Below are 20,295 nucleotides of genomic sequence, written 5' to 3'. Positions count from 1 at the left end.
CCTGTTCGTCGATGGCGGCCCCTCGGCCGCCGCTGCGCTCCACCGTCCTACCTCAATGGTGCTCGAGGTCAAGCCGAGGAGATCTGGGCCGCCGGGAATACTTTCGGCCTTAAGCTACTTATTGCATTCATACGCAGATAAGCAGCTTATGAAGGATAGGCGCCATGACCACCTCACTGTTCGCCCACCGCGACTATCGACTGCTGTTCACCGCCCAGGTCGCGGCCCTGTTCGGCACGGGACTCACCACCGTCGCCCTCGGTCTGCTCGCCTATGAACTGGCAGGCGGCAACGCGGCCATCGTGCTCGGTACCGCGTTGACGCTGAAGATGGTCGCCTACGTGACCGTCGCGCCGATCGCGGGAGCGTACGCGGGCCGAGTACCGCGCAGGCAGTTCCTGATGGCGCTCAACGGCATTCGCGGCGCGATCGTGCTGGCCCTGCCCTTCGTCGACCAGATCTGGCAGATCTATGTGCTCATCACGCTGTTGCAGATCGCCTCGGCTGCCTACACCCCGACCTACCAGGCGGTTCTGCCCGACATCCTGCCCGACGAACGCGATTACACGAAGGCGTTGTCGGCGGCCCAGCTCGCGGCGACCATGGAGACGCTGCTCAGTCCGATGCTGGCGGCGCTGGCGCTGAGCCTGATCAGCTTCCACTGGCTGTTCGTCGGCACCGGCCTCGGCTTCGCGGTGTCGGTCGCGCTGGTGCTGGCCGCGCGGATCCCGAACGCGGTGGTCGGCGACGGCGCGATCACCGAACGACTGGCCGCCGGTCTGCGACTGTTCGCGGCGACTCCGCGACTGCGTGGACTGCTCGGGTTGAACCTGGTGGTCGCTGCCGCGGGCTCGGTGGTGATGGTCAACACCGTGAACTACGCACGGGATGTGCTGGGCGGCAGTCAATCCGGTGTCGCGCTGCTGCTGGCGGCGAACGGGCTCGGCACCATGTTCATCGCCCTCACCCTGCCCGGAATCTTGGACCGCCGTGGCGAGCGCCCGGTCATGCTCGGCGGCGCGGCCGTTCTCCTCGCCGGCCTAGGCGCGGCTCTCGCCCTGTCGATCCTGCCGGTCGGCGAGTGGCACTGGCCCGCCGCCCTCGGTGCCTGGGCCACCATCGGGGCGGGTACCGCCCTGATCCTCACTCCCACCGGCCGGGTCCTGCGCCGCTCCGCGCGCCCAGAAGACCGCCCCGCCCTGTTCGCGGCCCAGTTCTCCCTGTCCCACCTCGCCTGGCTGATCACCTACCCGATCACCGGCTGGCTGGCCACCACCGCGGGTTTCACCGCCACCTGGGCGACCCTCGCCGTCATCGCGGCGCTCGGCACCACCGCGGCGATTCGCCTGTGGCCCCGCCACGATCCGGCCGAGATCGCCCACGTCCACGAACTCGGCTCGGTCGACCCGGCGATCCTGGCCGACGCGATCCAGATCGGCCCCCGCCACTTTCGGCACACCCATCCCTACGTCATCGACCCCGACCATCCCCGCTGGCCGACCAGGACCGCGTCCTACGCGTGAACGGCGCCGGACGGCAACGAACTCCCGACTTTGCTCGTCGAGGGTTCGTTTTCGGTGGATCAGGCGTCGGCGGACTCGCTGGCGCGCTGCTTGCTCAACGACTCGGCCTGGTCGGTGCTCAGCCCCTGCTGCTTGGCGAGCAGATCGCGGATCTCGATGAGCAGTTCGGTCTCGGTCGGCTCGGCCGCCTTGGTGGTGCCGAACTTGTTCTTGATCGTGGTCATGGGCAGCATCAGCACGAAGTACAGCACCGCGGCGACCATCGCGAAGTCGATCAGTCCGGTGATGATCGGGCCGATGGCGATGAACGTGGCCGGCTTGTTCGCGACCAACTGCACGCCGAGGCCCAGCTCGTTGGTCGATCCGAACACGGCGAGCAGTGGGCTGACGACCCCCTTGGTCACCGACGTGACCACCGCGGTGAACGCGGTACCCATCACGACCGCGACCGCGAGGTCGATGACGTTGCCGCGCATCAGGAAATCTTTGAACCCACTGAAAACAGACTTCATACCGAGCATCGAATTTCTACTCCTCAGGACTGGCAAACGGCAAACGGCCATGTTAAGGGTCGCCATCCAGGCATGGCGAATTCACAGCAACATCCGAACGATTCGCTCCCAGTGTCAATTCCCGCCGCCGACTCCGCCAGTCGAGGGCGATCGATCCCGGATCTGCCTGGACAGCCCGGGAATTGACCCTCCGCCTGGCAGTGGGATGCGGCCTGCACGCGGGAAAGGGCGCGCGAGCGGGGTGGCGAGGCTCACGTTTGAGAGGAGGGGACGGTGTGGTGCTGGAGAAACGGCTCGCGCCCGGGGTGCTCCGGGTGGGTACCCGATGTGCTCAGGAGCGGCGAGCGAAGGAGCCGGGGCCCGCTTGGTCTCGGGGTTTGACGACGATGGTGTCGAGGTTGACGTGCGGCGGGCGCGATGCCACGAAGCCGACGATCTCGGCGATGTCCTGGGCGTGCAGCGGGTCGATGCCCTCGTAGACCTTGGCGGCGCGGTCGGCGTCGCCGTCGAAACGCACCAGGGAGAACTCGGTTTCCACGGCACCGGGGGCGATTTCGGTGAGGCGGACCGGTTGGCCGAGGAGTTCACCGCGCAGCGTGCGGTGGGCGACGGCCTGGGCGTGCTTGGCGGAGGTGTAGCCGGAGCCGTTGTCGTAGGTGTGCAAGGCGGCGATGGAGGTGATGGTGACGATCAGGCCGTCGCCGGAGGCGATCAGTTTCGGCAACAGGGCCTTGGTCACGCGCAGGGTGCCCACGACGTTGGTCTCCCACATCCAGCGCCAGTCGTCGAGGTCGGCGTCGATGACAGGGGCCAGGCCTTTCGCGCCGCCCGCGTTGTTGACCAGCACGTCGACGTGGGTGACGGCGTCGGTGAACGCGCGCACCGATTCCTCGGAGGTGACGTCGAGTTCGATGGCGGTGCCGCCGATCTCGGTCGCGAGGTGCTGCACCCGGTCGAATCGACGGGCCCCCACATAGACGTGATAGCCCTGCTCGGCCAGTTTTCGGGCGGTGGCTTCACCGATCCCCGAGCTGGCTCCGGTGACGACGGCGGTGCGAGTGCTCATGTTCGTCGATCTTATTCGCTGCGGATTCGCGGTCGCCATGGCTGCGATCACGGTGCGCTCAGGCCGCCTCGCTGCGGCGGATGAGCGGCTGGGGAACGCTTCGCGACCGCGCCGTTTAGCCTGTCGGTATGGCTATTCGCGATGCTGTCAGTGCCGATGGAACGAGGATCGTCTACCGGGTCAGTGGTACCGGTAGGCCGCTGGTGCTGTTGCACGGGTGGGCGGGCAATCTGCGGTGCTGGGGTGCGGCCGCGGACGAGCTGGCCGAGCGCTATCAGGTGATCGCTGTCGACCTGCGCGGGCACGGCTACTCCGACGATCCCGGCGCCGGGTACGACGATCCCAAGGCGTGGGCGGGCGACGTTGCGGCGGTGCTGGCCGCCGAGGGCGTCGACGCCGGGGCGGTACTGCTCGGCTGGTCCTACGGCGGGATTGTCGCCACCGACTACCTCGCCACCTACGGCACCTCGGCTGTGGCGGGCGTCGTCTACTGCGGCGCGCCCGCGCACATCGGCCGTGATGTGCCCGGCGCGGCGCCGGGGCCCTCGATGGAGAAGGCGATTCCGGGGGTGTTCGACGAGGCCGCCGGGCGGGCGGTGCGGGCCTTCGCGGTGTTCGGCAACGCCAACACCGGGCCGGGTGCGGACAAGGGAGTGGACGCGCAACGGCTGTTCGGCGGCAGTCTCGCCACCGCGCCTTCGGTGCGCAAGGCGCTGTTCTACCGCACGATCGACAACACCGAAACCCTTCGTGCCCTCGATGTTCCGGTTCTCGTGATGCACGGCACCGAGGACCCGGTGGTTCCCGCAGCCAATGGCCAGTACATCCTCGACAACGCCCCTGACGCCCGCGGTTCCTTCTGGGAAGGCGCCCAGCACGGGCTGTTCATCGAGGACCGGCCGCGCTTCGTTGCCGAGGTCAGCGCGTTTGTCGACGCGCTGGAATGAGCCCGACGCGCCGCCTCCGCTCTGAACCGTAAATGTTTCAGAAACATGTCCGAGGCAGGTGAGGCCGACTTACCCTGAGGTCGACGGCCTTGTCCCGCGGCCGGGCATGGAGGTGGCGCATGAGCGTCTTGACGCGATGTGTGCTCGTCCTTGCGGCCGGATTGGCGTGCGCAGCCCCGGTTGCCGTCGCGAGTCCGAGCCTCGACGCCGCGCGGCTGATCTCCGTCACGCCCGGCCCCGGTCGGGTCGTCGAGCTGGTGGTGCACTCGGCGGCCATGGCGAAACCGGTGACCGTCGCGGTGCTGCCCGCGCCCGACAGTGCGGCGAACGCGCCGGTCCTGTACCTGCTCAACGGCGTCGACGGTGGCGCGGACGCGACCGGCGACTGGCGCGAGGGCGGCAACTGGCTGACCCGCACCGACGCCGACACCTTCTTCGCCGACAAACAGGTCACCGTCGTCATGCCGATCGGTGGCGCGGGCAGTTACTACGCCGACTGGCAGGCCGACGACCCCGTCCTCGGGCGCCAGCGCTGGACCACCTTCCTCACCCGCGAGCTGCCCCGCGTCATCGACACCGAGTTCCACGGCAGTGGCGCCAATGCCGTGGCGGGAGTTTCGATGGCGGGCACCGCCGCCTTCCAGCTCGCACTCGCCGCGCCCCGGCTCTACACAGCGGTCGGCTCCTTCAGCGGCTGTGTCTCCACCAGTGGTCCGCAGGGGCGCGCCATCGTCAACACCGTTGTCTCCGGCCAGAACGGCGACCCTGTGAATATGTGGGGACAACCGGGCGACCCGCTCTGGGCTGCCAACGACCCGTTCCTGCATGCCGAGCGCCTGCGCGGTCTTGCCATCTACATCTCCTCCGGCACCGGTCTTCCCGGTGCGCTCGACACCGTCAACGGCCCTGGACTACAGGGCGATTCGATGAAGCTGCTCGACCAGCTGATCATCGGCGGCGGCCTCGACGCGGTCACCGCCCTGTGCACCCAGCAGCTCGCCGCCCGGTTCCGCGAACTGGCGATCCCCGCCGCGGTCAACCTGCGCCCCACCGGTACTCACTCCTGGGGCTACTGGCGCGAGGACCTGCGTCACTCCTGGTCGATGTTCGCCGCGGCGCTGCGCGTCGGCTGAACCCGCCCGTGCGCGCCGGCAGCGGTACTGACGCGGGCCTGCGGTTTCGGTGTCGATTTCGCCGTGGATTCCTGTGCTGCGAATAATTTCGCAGACCGGTTGTGTCATATTTCGCAATTCCCAGCCACGGCCGAAGGGGTCTCATCGGTCTGTTTGTCGCGAGGAAATGTGTCGGCGTTCGCGGCGGAGGAGGCCCGGTAGTTGCGGGTCCGCCAGGAGTCCACGCAGGTAGAGTTGATGATGTGATTGGTCTGCCGCGCTGACGTGATCGGTCTGTGATTGTGCTCGCTAACCAATCAGATCCAACGTCCAGAGTTCGGGAAAATCTTCTGGGAACCGTCACAGACTTCCGCTGAATTCGTGTGTAGCGTTCTGGAATGTCGTTGGATCGTATGTGGAGAAGAGGATTCGGCGTCGAGAACGGAGTTCGATGATGTTTGGTCGGGCAGTGGGCGCACGGGTTGCGGTTGCCGTGATGGGCCTGTTGGCCGGTGTCGTGGTGGGGGTGCCCGCGGGCGCCGAGCCGGGGGTGGCACGAATCGAGGATCAGCGGGTCGAGCCGGATCGCACCATCGACGTGGGTGTGTATTCCCCGGCGATGGACATCGTCACCCGAGTGCGGGTGCTGCGGGCCGCGGACCCGAAAGAGCCTGCGCCGACGCTGTATCTGCTCAACGGGGTCGGCGGGGGCAGCGACGGCAACTGGCTCGATCGCACCGACGTCGTGGAGTTCTTCAAGGACAAACAGGTCAATGTGGTGATCCCGTTCGGCGGGGCAGGCAGCTATTTCGCCGACTGGCGCACCGACGATCCGGTGCTCGGCAAGCAGCGGTGGACCACCTTCCTCACCAAAGAACTGCCACCCGTGATCGACAGGGAATTCGACGGCACCGGCGCCAATGCCATTGCGGGACTGTCGATGGCCGGAACCTCGGTGTTCCAGCTCGCGCTCTCCGCGCCGGGCCTGTACCGGGCCATCGGGTCCTACAGCGGATGCGTGCGCACGAGTGATCCACGCGGCCAAGCGATCGTGCGAACCGTGGTGGGCAGCAGGCTCGGCAACGCGGCCAACATGTGGGGCCCGCCCACCGACCCCGAATGGTCGGACAACGATCCCTACCTGCACGCGGAAGCGTTGCGCGGCACCGACGTCTACATCTCCACCGGCACCGGCATTCCCGGCCCGCACGACACCATCGGCGCCCAGGGCGACCCGGCCCAGCAGACGATGCAGTTGCTGTTCGGCGCCGGGCTCGAAGCCGTCACGAATCTGTGCACCCAACAGCTGCGTGATCGGCTGCAATCGCTCGGCATCCCCGCGACGGTGGACATGCGCCCCAACGGCACCCATTCGTGGGGCTACTGGGAACAGGACATGCACAAATCGTGGCCGGTGTTCGAGGCGGCGCTGCACCGAGAGTGACGTCCGAAATCCGCTCGCGCTCCGACGTCGAATCGGGCAGGCTCGACCGCGACGAGTACGTGAACTCACATGCTTTCGCGCTGTGACAGCCGTCACCGAACCCGGTAGGGGCAACGGTGGCGGCGTCGCGGCGTGCACACTGGAGAGTGTGAGCCAGCGTCGTCCCGATCTTTTTCCCCATCGCATCGCGGTGCTGTCGGTGCATACCTCGCCGCTGGCGCAGCCCGGCACCGGGGACGCGGGCGGGATGAATGTCTACGTGCTGCAGACCGCGCTCGAGCTGGCCAAACGGGGCACCGAGGTGGAGATCTTCACGCGCGCGACCTCGTCGGAGCTGCCGCCGGTCGCCGAAGCCGGACCGGGCGTGATCGTGCGCCACGTGGTCGCCGGACCGTTCGAGGGCCTCGACAAGCACGAGCTGCCCACCCAGCTGTGTCCGTTCACCGCCGAGGTCCTGCGCCAGGAGGCGCGCCACCTGCCCGGCCACTACGACCTCGTGCACTCGCACTACTGGCTCTCCGGCCAGGTCGGCTGGCTCGCACGCGACCGCTGGCGGGTGCCGCTGGTGCACACCGCGCACACTCTCGCCGCGGTGAAGAACGCCGCGCTCGCCGAGGGCGACACCCCGGAACCCGAGACCAGGGTGATCGGCGAGAAGCAGGTGATCGCCGAGGCCGACCGGCTCGTCGCCAACACCGAGGACGAGGCCCATCAGCTCGTCGACCTCTACGGCGCCTCGCCCGACCGCATCGACGTGGTGCCCCCCGGCGCCGACCTGACCCGCTACCGACCCGGCGACAAGCTGGCCGCGCGCACCGAGCTGGGTCTGCGCGCCGACGAGCAGATCGTCGCGTTCATCGGCCGGATCCAGCCGCTCAAGGCCCCCGATGTGCTCGTGCGGGCCGCGGCCGAACTGTTGAGCCGCGATGCGGGCCGCAAGCTCCGGGTGCTGATCGTGGGCGGACCGTCCGGTACCGGACTGGCCAGACCCGACGCGCTGATCGAACTGGCCGCCGATCTCGGCATCGCCGACCGGGTCACGTTCCTGCCGCCGCAGCCCGCCGACACGCTCGTGCAGGTGTATCGCGCGGCCGACGTGGTCGCCGTGCCCAGCTACAACGAATCCTTCGGCCTGGTCGCCATCGAGGCGCAGGCCAGCGGTACGCCCGTCCTCGCCGCCGATGTCGGTGGTCTCGGCACCGCGGTCCGCAACGACGAATCCGGTCTGCTGGTGCCGGGGCATCGCACACCCGACTGGGCCGACGCGCTGGCCGCCCTGCTCGACGACCCCGACCGCCTCACCCGGATGGGCGCCGCCGCCGTCGAGCACGCGAGCCGCTTTTCCTGGGCGCACACCGCCGACGGCCTGCTCGACAGCTACGCTGCCGCGATGGCCGGATTCCGCACCGAACGCGGTCCGATCGCCCTGCACGCGGGCGAGACAAGTCAGGCCAGATCGCGGGCGCTGTGGCGGCGCCGGACAGGAGTGCGCAGGTGAGCGCCGTTTCGCAGATCATCGACGACACACTGCGCGATCGCGAGATCGAATACACCCGCCACGGGGACGACACGTTCATCGTCGTGCTGCCGGGCGAGCGCAAGCTGAAGACGACGGTGATGCTCACTGTCGGCAAGCACGGGGTCCGCATCGAATCGTTCGTCTGCCGCAAGCCCGACGAGAACTTCGAAGGTGTCTACAAGTACCTGTTGCGCCGCAACCGCCGCCTCTACGGCGTGGCCTACACCCTCGACAATGTCGGCGATATCTACCTGGTCGGGCGCATGTCCGCCGAGTCGGTGACCGCCGATGAGCTCGACCGTATCTTCGGCCAGGTGCTCGAAGCCGTCGACACCGACTTCAACGTGCTGCTCGAGCTCGGATTCGCCGAATCCATTCGCCGGGAATGGAAGTGGCGTGTCTCGCGCGGTGAATCACTGAAGAACCTGCGCGCCTTCGAGCACATCATCGACGACGCCGACAAGGCCTGAACACGACGATGCCGGGCAGGGGATCCCTGCCCGGCATCGGTTGTCGACTCAGCAGTTCGACGGGACCGGTTCGTTACGGAAACGGGCCTCGACGTAGTTCCAGGCATCGGGGAAGCCCGCCACGGCGGCGGTCATGTGCTCGGAGATCTCCACCGTGTTCAGCTGCACCGGCGCACCCGTGCTGCACCAGCGGGCGATGGTCTCGGCGACCGGGGCGTACGGGGTGAGCACGTCGTACTTGCCCTGCCAGATGTAGGTGGGTGCGGTCGGCGCGCCCTGGAAGTGCACGAGGCTGTTCTCGCGCAGGACGCCGCGGGCAACCTGGCTGCCCAGCAGTTCCTTGGACGCCGCCATCTGATCGGCGTTGCGCAGGGCGCCGTGGAACAGCAGGAAGCGACGGCACGCGTCCTTGGTGAATTCACGGAACCACAGGCCGTTTTCGTTGAGCTGGTCCGACACCGGCACCTGGTCGGGGTACTCGCGCTCGATGCCCATCGCGGCGGCGAAGGCGAGGCCGAAGCCGGGGTGCGGCGCGAAACCCAGTGCGTCGGCCATCAATTCGAGGTCGGCGGGGATACCGCCGGACACCACGGCCGCCAGCTTCAGCTCCGGTGCGTAGGTGGGCTGCAGCGCGCCCGCCCACGCGGTGGCCATGCCGCCGCCGGAGTAACCGGCGATCGCGACCGGCGAGGATCCGACACCCAGTTCGGCGACCTTCTGCACGGCCCGCACGCTGTCGAGGGTGACCATGCCGCTGAGCTTGGCCGCACCGTAGGCCACCGTCGGGCCCAGGTAATCGGGCACCGAGATCGCCCAGCCACGCGCCAACGGCAGCATGGCGCCGGGCGCGTCCTGCAGCTCGCCGTTGAACAGCGACTGCGACGGGTTGCACCGGGTGCCGATCGAGTTGATCAGCGCTTGGTAGGACACCAGCGGCGGATTCTCCACGCCGACCGGCAGCAGCACCGTGGTGACGCCCATGATCGCCTCGCCCGCCGAATTGGTGGAGCGGAACGCGACCTGGTGGCCTTCGGTGCCCGGGTACATCCAGGTGTCGATGTGGCGGGTCCGCACGACATCACCGGGCGCCAGCGCGCCGATGTCGGCCGGTGCGGTGAAGAACGGATCCGGATCAGGTGTTGGATACAGCGGGTTCGCGCCCGCAGGTGCGGCGAACAAGCCCACCGATAGCAGACTCAACACCAGTACAGCGAATTTCGACACAGCTTTCCTTCATCAACAGTAGTGCTGCCCAACAAGAAGACCCGACCCTGTCGAAGTATCCAACGAAACCTGAAGATTTGTACCGACCAGTAGTCAAAGTGTCGCGTGCCACATGTTGTGATGACTCACACCGAGTGCTGGTGAATCGGTCGGCGACGTGGCACGACAGGGTGAACAGGAGTGGTGATGGCGGTGCTCGCGCTCGATATCGGGGCGACGAAATTTGCCGCGGGAATTGTGGACCCGCACTACAGGGTGCACGAGGTGCGCCGGGCGGCCGCCGCCTCGGCCGATCCGTGGGCGGTATGCCGAGACCTACTGGTCGCTGTGGCCGGTGACAACGAGGTGAGCGCGATCGGGATCGGGTCGGCGGGTCCGGTCGACGTGCCCACTGGGGTGATCAGCCCGTTGAACCTGCGGGCGTGGCGTGGCGGGTTCGCGATCGTCGACCAGGTGCGCACGCTGTTCCCGGACGCGGCGGTGCGGTTGGCGATCGACGGCGCGTGCCTGGTGCTGGCCGAGCATCGGGTGGGTGGCCTGCGCGGGGTGGACAACGGGCTGGCGTTGACGGTCTCGTCGGGAGTCGGCGGCGGGATCATCGCCGACGGGCGTGTGGTGGTGGGGCGCACGGGAAACGCAGGCCACCTCGGTCACCTCGTGGTGCCCGGCGACGACACCGCCTGTCCCTGCGGCGGGTTCGGATGCGTGGAGGCGGTCGCGAGCGGGATGTCGTCGGTGCGTTGGGCGCGTGCGCGTGGCTGGGCGGGTGAGAGCGGTGTGGAACTCGCTGCGGCGGCCCACCGTGGTGATCCGATACCGCTCGCCGCCATGGCTCGTGCGGGAACTGCCTTGGGACAGGGTATTTCGTCGGCAGCCGCGCTGCTGGACGTGGATCGGGTGGTGATCGGCGGTGGGTTCGCGCAGTCGGGGGAGCCCCTGTGGGGTCCTTTGCGTGCCGCCGTCGCCCGGCATTCCCGGCTCGAGTTCATCGGTGAGTTGTCGGTGGAGCTGTCGACGCTGAGCGAGGGCGCCACGTTGATCGGCGCGGGGGTGCTCGCGGTCGAAGCCGCGTCGGGCTGAGGCGGCGGGAGGACTCTTCGGTCCGACTGGCGGTGCGCTCGGCGCGTTCGTTCTGCCTGGTCGTCGGCGGGCGTAGCCTCGGTGAGGTGGCTGCCGACTACGTGCCGGGCGATGTCGTCCATATTCCGGAGGGTCCGTTCCAAGGAGTGTGCGCCGTAGTGCGCGAAGTCGATTCGGTGGCGTCGCGATTACAGGTCGACGCACTGGTCAAAGGGGGGCCGTACGAGATCGTCATCGGCTTCGACGAGGTGGAGTGGGCCTGACATCGTCGCAATGTCAGAATGGCCCTATGACCTACACCCTCGTGCTGCTGCGCCACGGCGAGAGCGAATGGAACGCCCTCAACCTGTTCACCGGCTGGGTGGACGTGCAACTCACCGACAAGGGCATCGCCGAGGGTAAACGGGCCGGAGAGCTGCTCAAAGAGGCGGGCATCCTGCCCGATATCGTCTACACCTCGCTGCTGCGCCGCGCGATCAGCACCGCCGACAACGCCCTCGGCACCGCCGACCGGCTGTGGATCCCGGTCGTGCGCGACTGGCGACTCAACGAGCGCCACTACGGCGACCTGCAGGGCAAGAACAAAGAGCAGGTCCGCGAGCAGTACGGCCAGGAGCAGTTCATGCTGTGGCGTCGCAGCTACGACACGCCGCCGCCGCCGATCGCCGACGACAACGAGTACAGCCAGGTCGGCGACCCGCGCTACGCGGGCATCGAGGTCCCCGAGACCGAATGCCTGCTCGATGTGGTGAAACGGATGATCCCGTACTGGGAAGACACCATCTCCGAGGAACTGCGCACCGGCAAGACTGTGCTGGTCGCGGCGCACGGCAACTCGCTGCGCGCGCTGGTCAAGCACCTCGACGGCATCTCGGATGCCGACATCTCCGGCCTGAACATCCCCACCGGAATCCCGCTGGTCTACGAACTGGACGAGAACATGCGTCCGGTGAAGGCCGCCGAGTACCTGGACCCGGCGGCCGCTGCCGCCGGCGCTGCCGCTGTCGCCAATCAGGGCGCCAAGTAAGTCTCTCGCCGCGGCCCCACACCATTTCCATGGTGTGGGGCCGTTGCGTTTCCCCGGGCGATGTCACACACGTGCCTGCTGTGTCGTCACCTCGGTAGATTCCGCGAAACACGCGGCTGCCGAGGGAGTTACGCCATGAACACCGCCTATGTCATCGTCACTGTCGTCGCCGCGCTCTGGGTGGGGTTCTCGGCGTTCTCACTCCTGCGCCGAGCGCCGTTCGTGGTGGAGCCGCTGGAGGAATACGGCGTCCCGCAGAGCTGGTGGACACCGCTGGGGATCGCCAAGGCACTCGGGTCGGTGGGGCTGCTGGTGGGGCTGTTCGTCTGGGTGATCGGCGTGGTCGCCGCGGTGGGGCTGATCCTCTACTTCACCGGTGCGGTGGTGACGGTGCTGCGCGCCCGCTCGTACAAGACCGTCGCGTTCCCGCTGCTGTACCTGGCGCCGGTCGCGGTGGCGTTGGGGCTCGGGATCGCGGCTTGAACTTCGCGGGTGGATGCGATCGCGAAGTCGTGGCTGTCGGCTGTCGTGTCCCTGCCGCGTAGGGTCCGCAACGTCACAGCGAACTTCTCGGAGGCGCCGGTGGGAGTGGTCGGGAGCCGAGCAGCCCACCATCGCGGCGGACACCAGCGGATGACGCTCGCACGCAGGCGGCGGCAGGCCGAAGCACCACCGAGAGCCGCGGGCGGATGACGCGACATGGTCCGCGATCTACTCGCCGCGAGTTATGCCCGCAGTGCATGGATCTGTCCGCCGCGACCCTCGCGAGTTACGGCGAACCGCCGCACTGACACGCCCGGCGAGGGTCTGGGTGCCCGCCGGGTGAACGGCAAGAGAACGCCATGCCAAGTGCCTGTGACCTGCGCGAAACTTCGTCGACCCGCCGACCTTATGTCGGTCCGCACTCGTACGATCAATCTTGTGAGTGTTCCGCAGGCAGTGCTGTTGGCAGTCCTCGCGGCTGTCGTCGGGCTGGCAGTCGGTGGCTTGCTGATCCCTTACGTCAACGCCAGACATGCCGCGCGCTCCCAGGAAGACACGGGGCTGACCATGTCGCAGGTGCTCGACCTGATCGTGCTGGCCTCCGAGAGCGGCATCGCCGTCGTCGACGAATACCGCGACGTGGTGCTGGTGAACCCGCGCGCCGAGGAACTCGGGCTGGTCCGCAACCGGTTGCTCGACGAACGCGCGTGGGCGGCGGTGGAGAAGGTGCTGGCCACCGGCGAATCCGCCGAGTACGACCTCACCGCCAAGAACCCGCTACCCGGTCGCGGCCGCATCGCCGTGCGCGGTGTCGCCCGCAAACTTTCCCGCGAGGAGACCAGCTTCGTCGTGCTGTTCGCCGACGACGATTCCGAGCAGGCGCGCATGGAGGCGACCAGGCGCGATTTCGTCGCCAACGTCAGCCACGAGCTCAAGACCCCCGTCGGCGCGATGAGCCTGCTGGCCGAGGCCATGCTGGAATCGGCCGACGACCCCGAGGCCGTGCGTCACTTCGGCTCGCGCGTGCTCGGCGAATCGCGCCGACTCGGCAAGATGGTGACCGAGCTGATCGCGCTGTCGCGATTGCAGGGCGCCGAGAAACTGCCCGATCTGGCCGTGGTCGACGTCGACACGGTGGTGCAGCAGGCGGTCGACCGCTCGCGCACCGCCGCCGAGGCCGCGGGCATCACCGTCAGCACCGACCGGCCCAGCGGGCTGGAAGTGCTCGGCGACGAAACGTTGCTGGTTACCGCGCTGTCGAATCTGGTGGAGAATGCGATCGCGTATTCACCACAGGGTTCGCACGTCTCGGTGAGCCGGTCGCTGCGCGGCGATCATGTCGCGATGGCGGTCACCGATCGAGGCATCGGGATCGCCAAGGAAGACCAGGAACGGGTGTTCGAGCGGTTCTTCCGCTCCGACAAGGCCCGCTCCCGATCGACCGGCGGCACCGGGCTCGGCCTGGCCATCGTGAAACACGTGGCGGCCAACCACAACGGGGAAATCACCCTGTGGAGCAAACTGGGCACCGGTTCGACGTTCACGCTGCGCATCCCCGCCCATCTGGAAACCGATGGGGACGAGGACGCGGAACAGACGCCGGAGTCCACCACGAGAGAAACCACCGTCCCGCGCACTCTCGCGGGACGAACGAACGGTGTGGAGGCACGCAGATGACGAGTGTGTTGATCGTCGAAGACGAGGAGTCGCTGGCCGATCCGCTGGCGTTCCTGCTTCGCAAGGAAGGCTTCGACGTCACCGTCGTCGGCGACGGTCCGTCCGCGCTGGCCGAATTCGACCGCTCGGGCGCCGATATCGTGTTGCTGGACCTGATGCTGCCCGGTATGAGCGGCACCGACGTGTGCAAGCAGTTGCGCACCCGCAGCGGCGTGCCGGTGATCATGGTGACCGCGCGCGACAGCGAGATCGACAAGGTCGTCGGGCTGGAACTGGGCGCCGACGACTACGTCACCAAGCCGTACTCGGCCCGCGAGCTGATCGCCCGGATCCGGGCCGTGCTGCGCCGCGGTGCCGGTGACGAGCTGGACTCGGGCAGCGAGAACGGGGTACTGGAGGCGGGGCCGGTGCGGATGGACGTGGATCGGCACACCGTGCACGTCAACGGTGGTCAGGTCACGTTGCCGCTCAAGGAGTTCGACCTGCTCGAGTACCTGCTGCGCAACTCCGGGCGCGTGCTCACCCGTGGACAGCTGATCGACCGGGTGTGGGGCGCCGACTACGTGGGCGACACCAAGACCCTCGACGTGCACGTCAAGCGGCTGCGCTCGAAGATCGAAGCCGACCCCGCCAAGCCGGAACACCTCGTGACCGTGCGAGGCCTCGGCTACAAGCTCGAAGCTTGATCAACGCCTGAAACGAAAGAGTCCCGTCGGAACGCCGGCGGGACTCTTTCGTTCGAGAACGGATAACCGATCCAGCGAGAACACCGATGACTCGCCGGGCGGGGGAGCTCAGATCGAGATCGCGCTCCAGGCGGTGCCGAGGGGGGTTTCGATCTTCTTCAGCGAGACCCAGCCGTAGGCGTCTTCCTGCATGCAGTCGTAGATCGGCACGTCGGTGCCGGTGCCACGGCAGGCGATGGTGGAGGAGGTGCCCTTCGTGGAGATGATGATGTACTTGCCGTTCTTGGCCGCGTCGATCGCGGCGGGGTCGTTGTAGTTCACGAATTCGGTCGTGAAGTCCGCGTACCGGGCCGGGTCGCCGTTCGGTTCGGCGTTGGCCAGGCCGGTCATGGTGAGGGTGGCGCCGATCACGAGGGTCGCCAGGGAGAGCGCTTTCTTCGACATGGTCAGCTACTCAACCCCACCGCGGTGTCGTACGGATGTCGAGTAGGTGAACCGGACCGCTGGGGAGCTTGCACACCCCGAGTGATTCGCCGGTGTGAGGTTCAGGGGGCCATTCGCTCGGCTTCGACCGTCGCCGGATGCACCGCGACCAGGCCGAGGCCCTCGCGCCGACGGCAGTGCCGGGCGAGCTCGTCGTAGGCGGGTGCGCCGAGCAACTCGCGCAGTTCCGGGCCGTAGGACTGCCAGACCGGCTTCGCGCCGACGTGGGCATCGGGGGAGCCGGTGCAGTACCAATCCAGGTCCAGGCCGCCGGGTCCCCAGCCGCGCCGGTCGTACTCGGTGACCACCGTGCGCAGGATCTGTACGCCGTCGGGGCGTTCCACCCAATCCTGGGTCCGCCGGATCGGCAGCTGCCAGCACACGTCCGGCTTCACTTCCAAGGGCTCGATGCCCTTGCGCACGGCCATGATGTGCAGCGCGCAGCCGGGGCCCGCGGCGAATCCGGGGCGGTTGAGGAAGATGCAAGCGCCGTCGAAGCGGCGGGTGCGCAGGGCCGGTTCGTCCTCCAACTCGTCGAGTTCGAGATAACCCTTCTTGACAACCTTGCCGTTCTCGGTGGCCTCACCCATGTGCTGCCAGTCGGCGGCTGTGAGCATCTTCACAGCACCGGACAGGCGCTTGCGGTCGTCCTTGTCGGCGAGGAACGCGCCGTGTGAGCAGCAGCCGTCGTCGGGACGTTCGGCGATGATGCCCTGGCAGGCGGGCGTGCCGAACACGCACGACCAGCGCGACAGCAGCCAGGTCAGATCGGCGACGATCTGGTGCTCGTCGTTTGCTGGGTCGGTGAACTCGATCCACTCCCGCGGGAAATCGAGCTCGACTTCCGGGGCAGGATCGATCTTTCGCCCAGGTCGGAGCCCGGTCTCCGCGGTGCCAGATGCGCCTTCGGTCACAGCTGCTGACGCTAACAGTTCAGTCGCCTGGCCTGTTGTACCGGATCACCAAGTACCGTATTCGTGTGCGGCTTGGTGTTCTCGATGTCGGAAGCAATACCGTCCACCTGCTCGTGGTGGACGCGCATCGTGGTGGCCACCCGATGCCGATGAGCTCGTCGAAGTCGGCGTTGCGCCTGTCGGAGAGCATGGACGCGATGGGCCGGATCACCGAGGAAGGTGAGGCGCGGCTGATCGCCACCATCCTCGAATTCGCCGACCTGGCACGCAATTCCCGGTGTGTCGAGCTGATGCCGTTCGCCACCTCGGCCTTGCGCGAGGCGACCAACTCCGAGGAAGTGCTCGCGCGCGTGCGGGCAATGACCGGCGTCGATCTGCAGGTGCTCTCCGGCGACGACGAGGCGCGGCTGACCTTCCTGGCGGTGCGCCGCTGGTTCGGCTGGAGCGCGGGGCGCATCATCAATCTCGACATCGGCGGCGGCTCGCTGGAGGTCTCCAACGGCGGCGACGAGGAACCCGATGTGGCGCTGTCGCTGCAGCTCGGGGCGGGCAGGCTCACCAGGGAGTGGCTGCGCGACGACCCGCCGGGCAAGCGCAAAATCGCGGTCCTGCGCGACTGGCTCGACGCCGAACTGGTGGTGCCGTCCAAGACCATCATCGAGGCCGGTCGACCCGACCTGGCCGTCGGTACCTCGAAGACTTTCCGATCACTGGCCCGGCTGACGGGTGCGGCGCCCTCGGCCGCGGGCCCTCGGGTGCGACGTACACTGACCAGCTCCGGTCTGCGCCAGCTGATCGCGTTCATCTCCCGGATGACCGCCTCGGACCGCGCGGAACTGGAAGGCGTGAGTTCGGACCGGTCCCAGCAATTGGTGGCCGGCGCATTGGTCGCGGAGGCGAGTATGCGAGCCCTGTCGCTCGACAGCATCGAAATCTGCCCATGGGCGCTGCGCGAAGGCCTCATCTTGCGCAAACTGGACGCCGAGCCCAACGGAGGTGGACCGGCCGCGGCGCCGCCGGTCACGCCGGTCGCGGAAGTGGAGTCGGCATGAGCGGCGAGGATTCCAAACAGCTGTCAGTGGCCGAGCTGCTGGCTCGCAATGCCGCGCAGGGGGCCGCGCCCGCCGCTTCCGGTGGCGGTGGACGACGGCGGCGCAGTGGGCGCGGGATCTCGGTCAACGACCTGACCGGTGAGAACGCGGCAGTGAAGCCGACCTCGCATGCCGCGCCCGCGCCGCCCGCCCCGGAACCCCCACCCGCCTATGTACCCCCGCCGACCTACGCGCCCGAGCCGACGCCGAGTTACGAACCGCCCGCGAGCTACCAGCCGGCGCCCTACCCGCCGCCCGGCCCCGCCGAACCGGCCTTCTCGCCGATGTCGGGCCCGATCACCCGATTCGACCCCGATGCGGGGTACTCCGCGCCCGATCCGCGCGATCCACTCGGTCTCGCCGAACAGCGTCCTTCGTCGGATCCGTTCGGGCCGTTCCGGGCCGAAGCACGCGACAGCACCGCACGCGGCGGACGTGGACCGGGTCGGCTCGGCGTTCCCGGCGGTCCCGCGCAGCCGGTGGATCCCGGTATCGCCGAGATGTTCGGTTCCGGTGCGCTCCCCGCGGTCGGTGGGGGCAGGCGGCACCGCCCGGACGAGCCGGAGGTCGCGCCGTATCCCGAGCCGCCGAAGCCGCCGACCACCGGCGGGCGGGCGGCGCGCAGGCGGGCCGCCGAAGCCGCCGAGGAGGCCGCCGAGCCGAGCCAGGCACCCGGCCGTCCGTCGTTCGACGCGTCGCTGTACGAGGCGGGCATCGATGCGCCGCAGGCGTTCATGGGTCGGCCGGGCCAATCGCGCGGCTTGGACGCTCTCCCCGACATCGGCCCCGGTTTCGACAATCAGCCCGGATCCGGCTTCGACGAGCAGCGGGGCGCGGGGGCCTTCGACAGTCGGCCCGCATCGGGCTTCAACGGGCGACCGGGTGAGTCCTTCGACGGCAGGCCGGCGCCGGGCTTCAACGGTTCGGGACGCAACGGCGCGCCCGCACCCGGCTTTCACGGGCAGCCCGCACCCGGTCGAGGCGATGCGGCGCAGGCGTTCAACGGGTATCCGCCGAGTGCCGATGCCACGCAGGCCTTCACCCTCGCGCCGGGCGCCGACGCGCCGCCCGCACGCGGTGCGGATCAGCGCCCGGCACTGGATCGCCGCCGCGGCGGGGAGCCGAAATCCGGTGGGCTGCCGTCGTGGTCGGCGCGCAGACATCGCCCGGACAAGGCCGCGCCCGCACCGGAGAGCGGTGGTTTCCCGACGGCCGCGTGGTCGCCGGTCAGCCAGGAACAGCCGCTGGTGTCCGGCCAGTCGGTGGCCGGGGATCTGTTGCGACAGCGGGCCGATCAGGGTGCCGAGGCGCACACCGAGGTCCATCGCGTCGGTGCCGAACGGATCGACGACGACGAGCCCGACACCGACGACTACGCCGAATCCGATTACGTCGACCGGGATTACGTCGACAACGACTACTCCGATGCCGACTACGCCGAGTCCGACTACGACGACGACTACGACGACGACTACGAGCCGGAACCGAAGTCGACCAGAGCGAGCAGGCGGGCCGCCACCAAGGCGGCCGCGTCGAAGGTGGCCGACCGAGCCAGGTCGAAGATCGCGGGCCGGGGCAAGTCGAAGGTGGCGAGCCCGGCCGAGTCACGGGCCGCGAGCCGGATGGCGGGCAATCGCGCGGGCGGGTCGGTGGCGAGCCGAGCGGCCCGGGTGTCGAGCATGGCGCGCGGAAACGCCGACAACGACAACCGCCGCCAGTGGATGATCCTCGGCGCGCAGAGCACCGGCGCGGCGATCGCCGGAATGTTGCTGTTCAAGGGTTTCGAGACGATGTGGGAAACGCTGCCGTGGGTGGCGCTGGCCCTGGCGATGGTGGTGATCCTGGGTTTGGTGGCGCTGGTTCGCATCCTGCGCCGCACCGACGACATCTTCAGCACTGTGATCGCCGTCGTCGTCGGCGTCTTCGTGACGCTGGGACCGCTAGCCTTTCTCCTCAGTACCAGCTGAATACAGGAGTGGGTTGTGGGGAACGCACGGGCGGACATCGCGATCGGGCTTTCGACGGCCTCGGTGTATCCGGAGAACACGCAGGCGGCGTTTCGCTATGCCGCCGAATTGGGTTACGACGGCGTCGAATTGATGGTCTGGGCCGAACCGGCCAGCCAGGACATCGCGACCGTGCAGTCCTACGCGAAGCGCTACGGCGTTCCGGTGCTCGCGGTGCACGCGCCGTGCCTGCTGATCTCCCAGCGGGTGTGGGGCGCCGACCCGGTGGCCAAGCTGGAACGCAGTGTGCGCACCGCCGAAGCGCTCGGCGCCGACACCGTGGTGGTGCACCCGCCGTTTCGTTGGCAACGCCGCTACGCCAGGGGCTTCGCCGACCAGGTCGGTGAGCTCGAGGCGCATCACCCGGTGAAGGTGGCTGTGGAGAACATGTTCCCGATGCGGGCCGACACCCTGTTCCGCGAAGGCGCGGTGCGCAGGCTGGAACGGCGCGCGGGCCCCGGACGCGCGGTGAGTGCCTTCAGCCCGTCCTACGATCCGACCGATACCGGCTTCGACCACTACACCCTCGACCTCTCGCACACCGCGACCGCGGGCACCGACGCGCTCGACCTGGCACGGCGGATGGGCGAGGGCCTGGTGCACCTGCACCTGGCCGACGGTCGCGGGGCCGCGCACGACGAACACCTGGTGCCCGGTGACGGTACTCAGCCGTGCGCGCAACTGTGTGAACACCTGATCCACACCGGTTTTCGCGGCCACGCGGTCGCCGAGATCAACACCCAGAACGCGAAGACCACCGCCGAACGCTCCGCGCAACTGGCGCGCACGCTCGAATTCGCGCGCCGCCACCTCACCGGTGCGACGCCGGACCCGCAGCCCCGTCACGCCGACCTGCCGTGACCGCGGGTCGGCGTGGTCCCGCGCTACCTGGACGCCGTCGTGACCGCGTGCGGACGCGCCGGAGCGGTCGCGCCGGGACGACCTGCTGTGACTCGCGTACGCGGCGGGGAATAGTCGCGCCCGCGGCATGCTTGTACGCTGTACGAATTGCTGTGCCCCTCGACCAGGAG

Annotated in this window: 20 protein-coding genes; 15 read left to right on the top strand and 5 right to left on the bottom strand. The window is 68.3% G+C overall.

Features of this window, described 5'->3' with window-relative positions; all coding sequences use genetic code 11:
* Window positions 1–164 precede the first annotated feature (164 nt).
* Window positions 165–1,523: an MFS transporter gene (locus ACFWUR_RS05160; RefSeq protein WP_378902099.1), complete on the top strand. Its 1,359-nt coding sequence runs from the start codon at window positions 165–167 to the stop codon at window positions 1,521–1,523.
* 59 nt (window positions 1,524–1,582) lie between these two features.
* Here ACFWUR_RS05160 and mscL read toward each other — a convergent pair whose 3' ends face one another.
* Entirely contained in the window at window positions 1,583–2,035 is a 453-nt protein-coding gene (mscL, locus tag ACFWUR_RS05155) for a large conductance mechanosensitive channel protein MscL (RefSeq protein WP_378902096.1), read from the bottom strand.
* A 331-nt stretch (window positions 2,036–2,366) separates the two neighbouring features.
* On the bottom strand, window positions 2,367–3,101 hold the full coding sequence (locus ACFWUR_RS05150; RefSeq protein WP_378902094.1) for an SDR family NAD(P)-dependent oxidoreductase: 735 nt from the start codon (window positions 3,099–3,101) through the stop codon (window positions 2,367–2,369).
* A 128-nt stretch (window positions 3,102–3,229) separates the two neighbouring features.
* Between ACFWUR_RS05150 and ACFWUR_RS05145 the strand changes: the two genes are divergently transcribed.
* The 5 genes from ACFWUR_RS05145 to ACFWUR_RS05125 all read left to right on the top strand — a co-directional run bounded on the left by ACFWUR_RS05145 (window position 3,230) and on the right by ACFWUR_RS05125 (window position 8,593).
* Window positions 3,230–4,048: an alpha/beta fold hydrolase gene (locus ACFWUR_RS05145; protein WP_378902091.1), complete on the top strand. Its 819-nt coding sequence runs from the start codon at window positions 3,230–3,232 to the stop codon at window positions 4,046–4,048.
* A 119-nt stretch (window positions 4,049–4,167) separates the two neighbouring features.
* Window positions 4,168–5,181, top strand: coding sequence for an alpha/beta hydrolase (locus ACFWUR_RS05140; RefSeq protein ID WP_378902088.1), 1,014 nt, complete (start codon window positions 4,168–4,170; stop codon window positions 5,179–5,181).
* A gap of 430 nt (window positions 5,182–5,611) precedes the next feature.
* Window positions 5,612–6,604, top strand: a complete 993-nt coding sequence (locus ACFWUR_RS05135; RefSeq protein WP_378902085.1) for an alpha/beta hydrolase — start codon at window positions 5,612–5,614, stop codon at window positions 6,602–6,604.
* Window positions 6,605–6,743: 139 nt separating this feature from the next.
* Window positions 6,744–8,102 (top strand): D-inositol-3-phosphate glycosyltransferase, encoded by a 1,359-nt coding sequence (gene mshA / locus ACFWUR_RS05130; RefSeq protein ID WP_378902504.1) that lies wholly within the window; start codon window positions 6,744–6,746, stop codon window positions 8,100–8,102.
* Window positions 8,099–8,593, top strand: coding sequence for a YbjN domain-containing protein (locus ACFWUR_RS05125; protein ID WP_378902082.1), 495 nt, complete (start codon window positions 8,099–8,101; stop codon window positions 8,591–8,593). Before mshA ends, ACFWUR_RS05125 begins: the two co-directional genes overlap by 4 nt.
* Window positions 8,594–8,641: 48 nt before the next feature.
* On the opposite strand, the gene ACFWUR_RS05120 is transcribed toward ACFWUR_RS05125, so the two are convergent.
* Window positions 8,642–9,817 (bottom strand): lipase family protein, encoded by a 1,176-nt coding sequence (locus ACFWUR_RS05120; protein ID WP_378902079.1) that lies wholly within the window; start codon window positions 9,815–9,817, stop codon window positions 8,642–8,644.
* Between the two features lie 186 nt (window positions 9,818–10,003).
* Between ACFWUR_RS05120 and ACFWUR_RS05115 the strand changes: the two genes are divergently transcribed.
* The 6 genes from ACFWUR_RS05115 (at window position 10,004) to ACFWUR_RS05090 (ending at window position 14,770) form a co-directional block, all read left to right on the top strand.
* A complete protein-coding gene (locus ACFWUR_RS05115; protein ID WP_378902077.1) occupies window positions 10,004–10,897 on the top strand; it encodes an ROK family protein in 894 nt (297 codons plus the stop codon).
* An 86-nt stretch (window positions 10,898–10,983) separates the two neighbouring features.
* A complete protein-coding gene (locus tag ACFWUR_RS05110; protein ID WP_170112119.1) occupies window positions 10,984–11,160 on the top strand; it encodes a hypothetical protein in 177 nt (58 codons plus the stop codon).
* Window positions 11,161–11,186: 26 nt separating this feature from the next.
* The gene (locus ACFWUR_RS05105; RefSeq protein ID WP_378902074.1) at window positions 11,187–11,924 is read left to right on the top strand and encodes a phosphoglyceromutase; all 738 of its coding nucleotides are present in this window, start codon (window positions 11,187–11,189) and stop codon (window positions 11,922–11,924) included.
* 135 nt (window positions 11,925–12,059) lie between these two features.
* On the top strand, window positions 12,060–12,407 hold the full coding sequence (locus ACFWUR_RS05100; protein ID WP_378902071.1) for a DoxX family protein: 348 nt from the start codon (window positions 12,060–12,062) through the stop codon (window positions 12,405–12,407).
* Between the two features lie 438 nt (window positions 12,408–12,845).
* Window positions 12,846–14,084 (top strand): sensor histidine kinase, encoded by a 1,239-nt coding sequence (locus ACFWUR_RS05095; RefSeq protein ID WP_378902068.1) that lies wholly within the window; start codon window positions 12,846–12,848, stop codon window positions 14,082–14,084.
* Window positions 14,081–14,770, top strand: coding sequence for a response regulator transcription factor (locus ACFWUR_RS05090; RefSeq protein ID WP_019049472.1), 690 nt, complete (start codon window positions 14,081–14,083; stop codon window positions 14,768–14,770). Before ACFWUR_RS05095 ends, ACFWUR_RS05090 begins: the two co-directional genes overlap by 4 nt.
* A 108-nt stretch (window positions 14,771–14,878) precedes the next feature.
* Here the strand turns inward: ACFWUR_RS05090 and ACFWUR_RS05085 are convergent, their stop codons facing one another.
* Both ACFWUR_RS05085 and ACFWUR_RS05080 read right to left on the bottom strand, forming a co-directional pair.
* Window positions 14,879–15,214 (bottom strand): hypothetical protein, encoded by a 336-nt coding sequence (locus ACFWUR_RS05085; protein WP_378902065.1) that lies wholly within the window; start codon window positions 15,212–15,214, stop codon window positions 14,879–14,881.
* 101 nt (window positions 15,215–15,315) lie between these two features.
* Window positions 15,316–16,113: a hypothetical protein gene (locus ACFWUR_RS05080; RefSeq protein ID WP_378902501.1), complete on the bottom strand. Its 798-nt coding sequence runs from the start codon at window positions 16,111–16,113 to the stop codon at window positions 15,316–15,318.
* Between the two features lie 119 nt (window positions 16,114–16,232).
* On the opposite strand from ACFWUR_RS05080, the gene ACFWUR_RS05075 reads away from it, so the two are divergent.
* The 3 genes from ACFWUR_RS05075 to ACFWUR_RS05065 are packed head-to-tail and all read left to right on the top strand — an operon-like array spanning window position 16,233 to window position 20,125.
* Window positions 16,233–17,219, top strand: a complete 987-nt coding sequence (locus ACFWUR_RS05075; protein ID WP_378902062.1) for a hypothetical protein — start codon at window positions 16,233–16,235, stop codon at window positions 17,217–17,219.
* Window positions 17,216–19,225, top strand: a complete 2,010-nt coding sequence (locus ACFWUR_RS05070; protein WP_378902059.1) for a hypothetical protein — start codon at window positions 17,216–17,218, stop codon at window positions 19,223–19,225. Before ACFWUR_RS05075 ends, ACFWUR_RS05070 begins: the two co-directional genes overlap by 4 nt.
* Before the next feature lie 15 nt (window positions 19,226–19,240).
* Window positions 19,241–20,125: a sugar phosphate isomerase/epimerase family protein gene (locus tag ACFWUR_RS05065; RefSeq protein WP_378902056.1), complete on the top strand. Its 885-nt coding sequence runs from the start codon at window positions 19,241–19,243 to the stop codon at window positions 20,123–20,125.
* The last annotated feature ends 170 nt before the right edge of the window (window positions 20,126–20,295 follow it).

Source organism: Nocardia sp. NPDC058633 (genome assembly GCF_042717045.1).
In the GTDB taxonomy this organism is placed as follows: Bacteria; Actinomycetota; Actinomycetes; order Mycobacteriales; family Mycobacteriaceae; genus Nocardia.
This window is presented reverse-complemented; position numbering and strand designations above follow the sequence as displayed.

What these genes read in the sequence shown, in the direction of transcription:
- ACFWUR_RS05160 (WP_378902099.1), top strand. Translation starts at nt 165, where the DNA reads ATGACCACCTCACTGTTCGCCCACCGCGACTATCGACTGCTGTTCACC.
- mscL (WP_378902096.1), bottom strand. Translation starts at nt 2,035, where the DNA reads ATGAAGTCTGTTTTCAGTGGGTTCAAAGATTTCCTGATGCGCGGCAAC.
- ACFWUR_RS05150 (WP_378902094.1), bottom strand. Translation starts at nt 3,101, where the DNA reads ATGAGCACTCGCACCGCCGTCGTCACCGGAGCCAGCTCGGGGATCGGT.
- ACFWUR_RS05145 (WP_378902091.1), top strand. Translation starts at nt 3,230, where the DNA reads ATGGCTATTCGCGATGCTGTCAGTGCCGATGGAACGAGGATCGTCTAC.
- ACFWUR_RS05140 (WP_378902088.1), top strand. Translation starts at nt 4,168, where the DNA reads ATGAGCGTCTTGACGCGATGTGTGCTCGTCCTTGCGGCCGGATTGGCG.
- ACFWUR_RS05135 (WP_378902085.1), top strand. Translation starts at nt 5,612, where the DNA reads ATGATGTTTGGTCGGGCAGTGGGCGCACGGGTTGCGGTTGCCGTGATG.
- ACFWUR_RS05115 (WP_378902077.1), top strand. Translation starts at nt 10,004, where the DNA reads ATGGCGGTGCTCGCGCTCGATATCGGGGCGACGAAATTTGCCGCGGGA.
- ACFWUR_RS05105 (WP_378902074.1), top strand. Translation starts at nt 11,187, where the DNA reads ATGACCTACACCCTCGTGCTGCTGCGCCACGGCGAGAGCGAATGGAAC.
- ACFWUR_RS05100 (WP_378902071.1), top strand. Translation starts at nt 12,060, where the DNA reads ATGAACACCGCCTATGTCATCGTCACTGTCGTCGCCGCGCTCTGGGTG.
- ACFWUR_RS05090 (WP_019049472.1), top strand. Translation starts at nt 14,081, where the DNA reads ATGACGAGTGTGTTGATCGTCGAAGACGAGGAGTCGCTGGCCGATCCG.
- ACFWUR_RS05085 (WP_378902065.1), bottom strand. Translation starts at nt 15,214, where the DNA reads ATGTCGAAGAAAGCGCTCTCCCTGGCGACCCTCGTGATCGGCGCCACC.
- ACFWUR_RS05070 (WP_378902059.1), top strand. Translation starts at nt 17,216, where the DNA reads ATGAGCGGCGAGGATTCCAAACAGCTGTCAGTGGCCGAGCTGCTGGCT.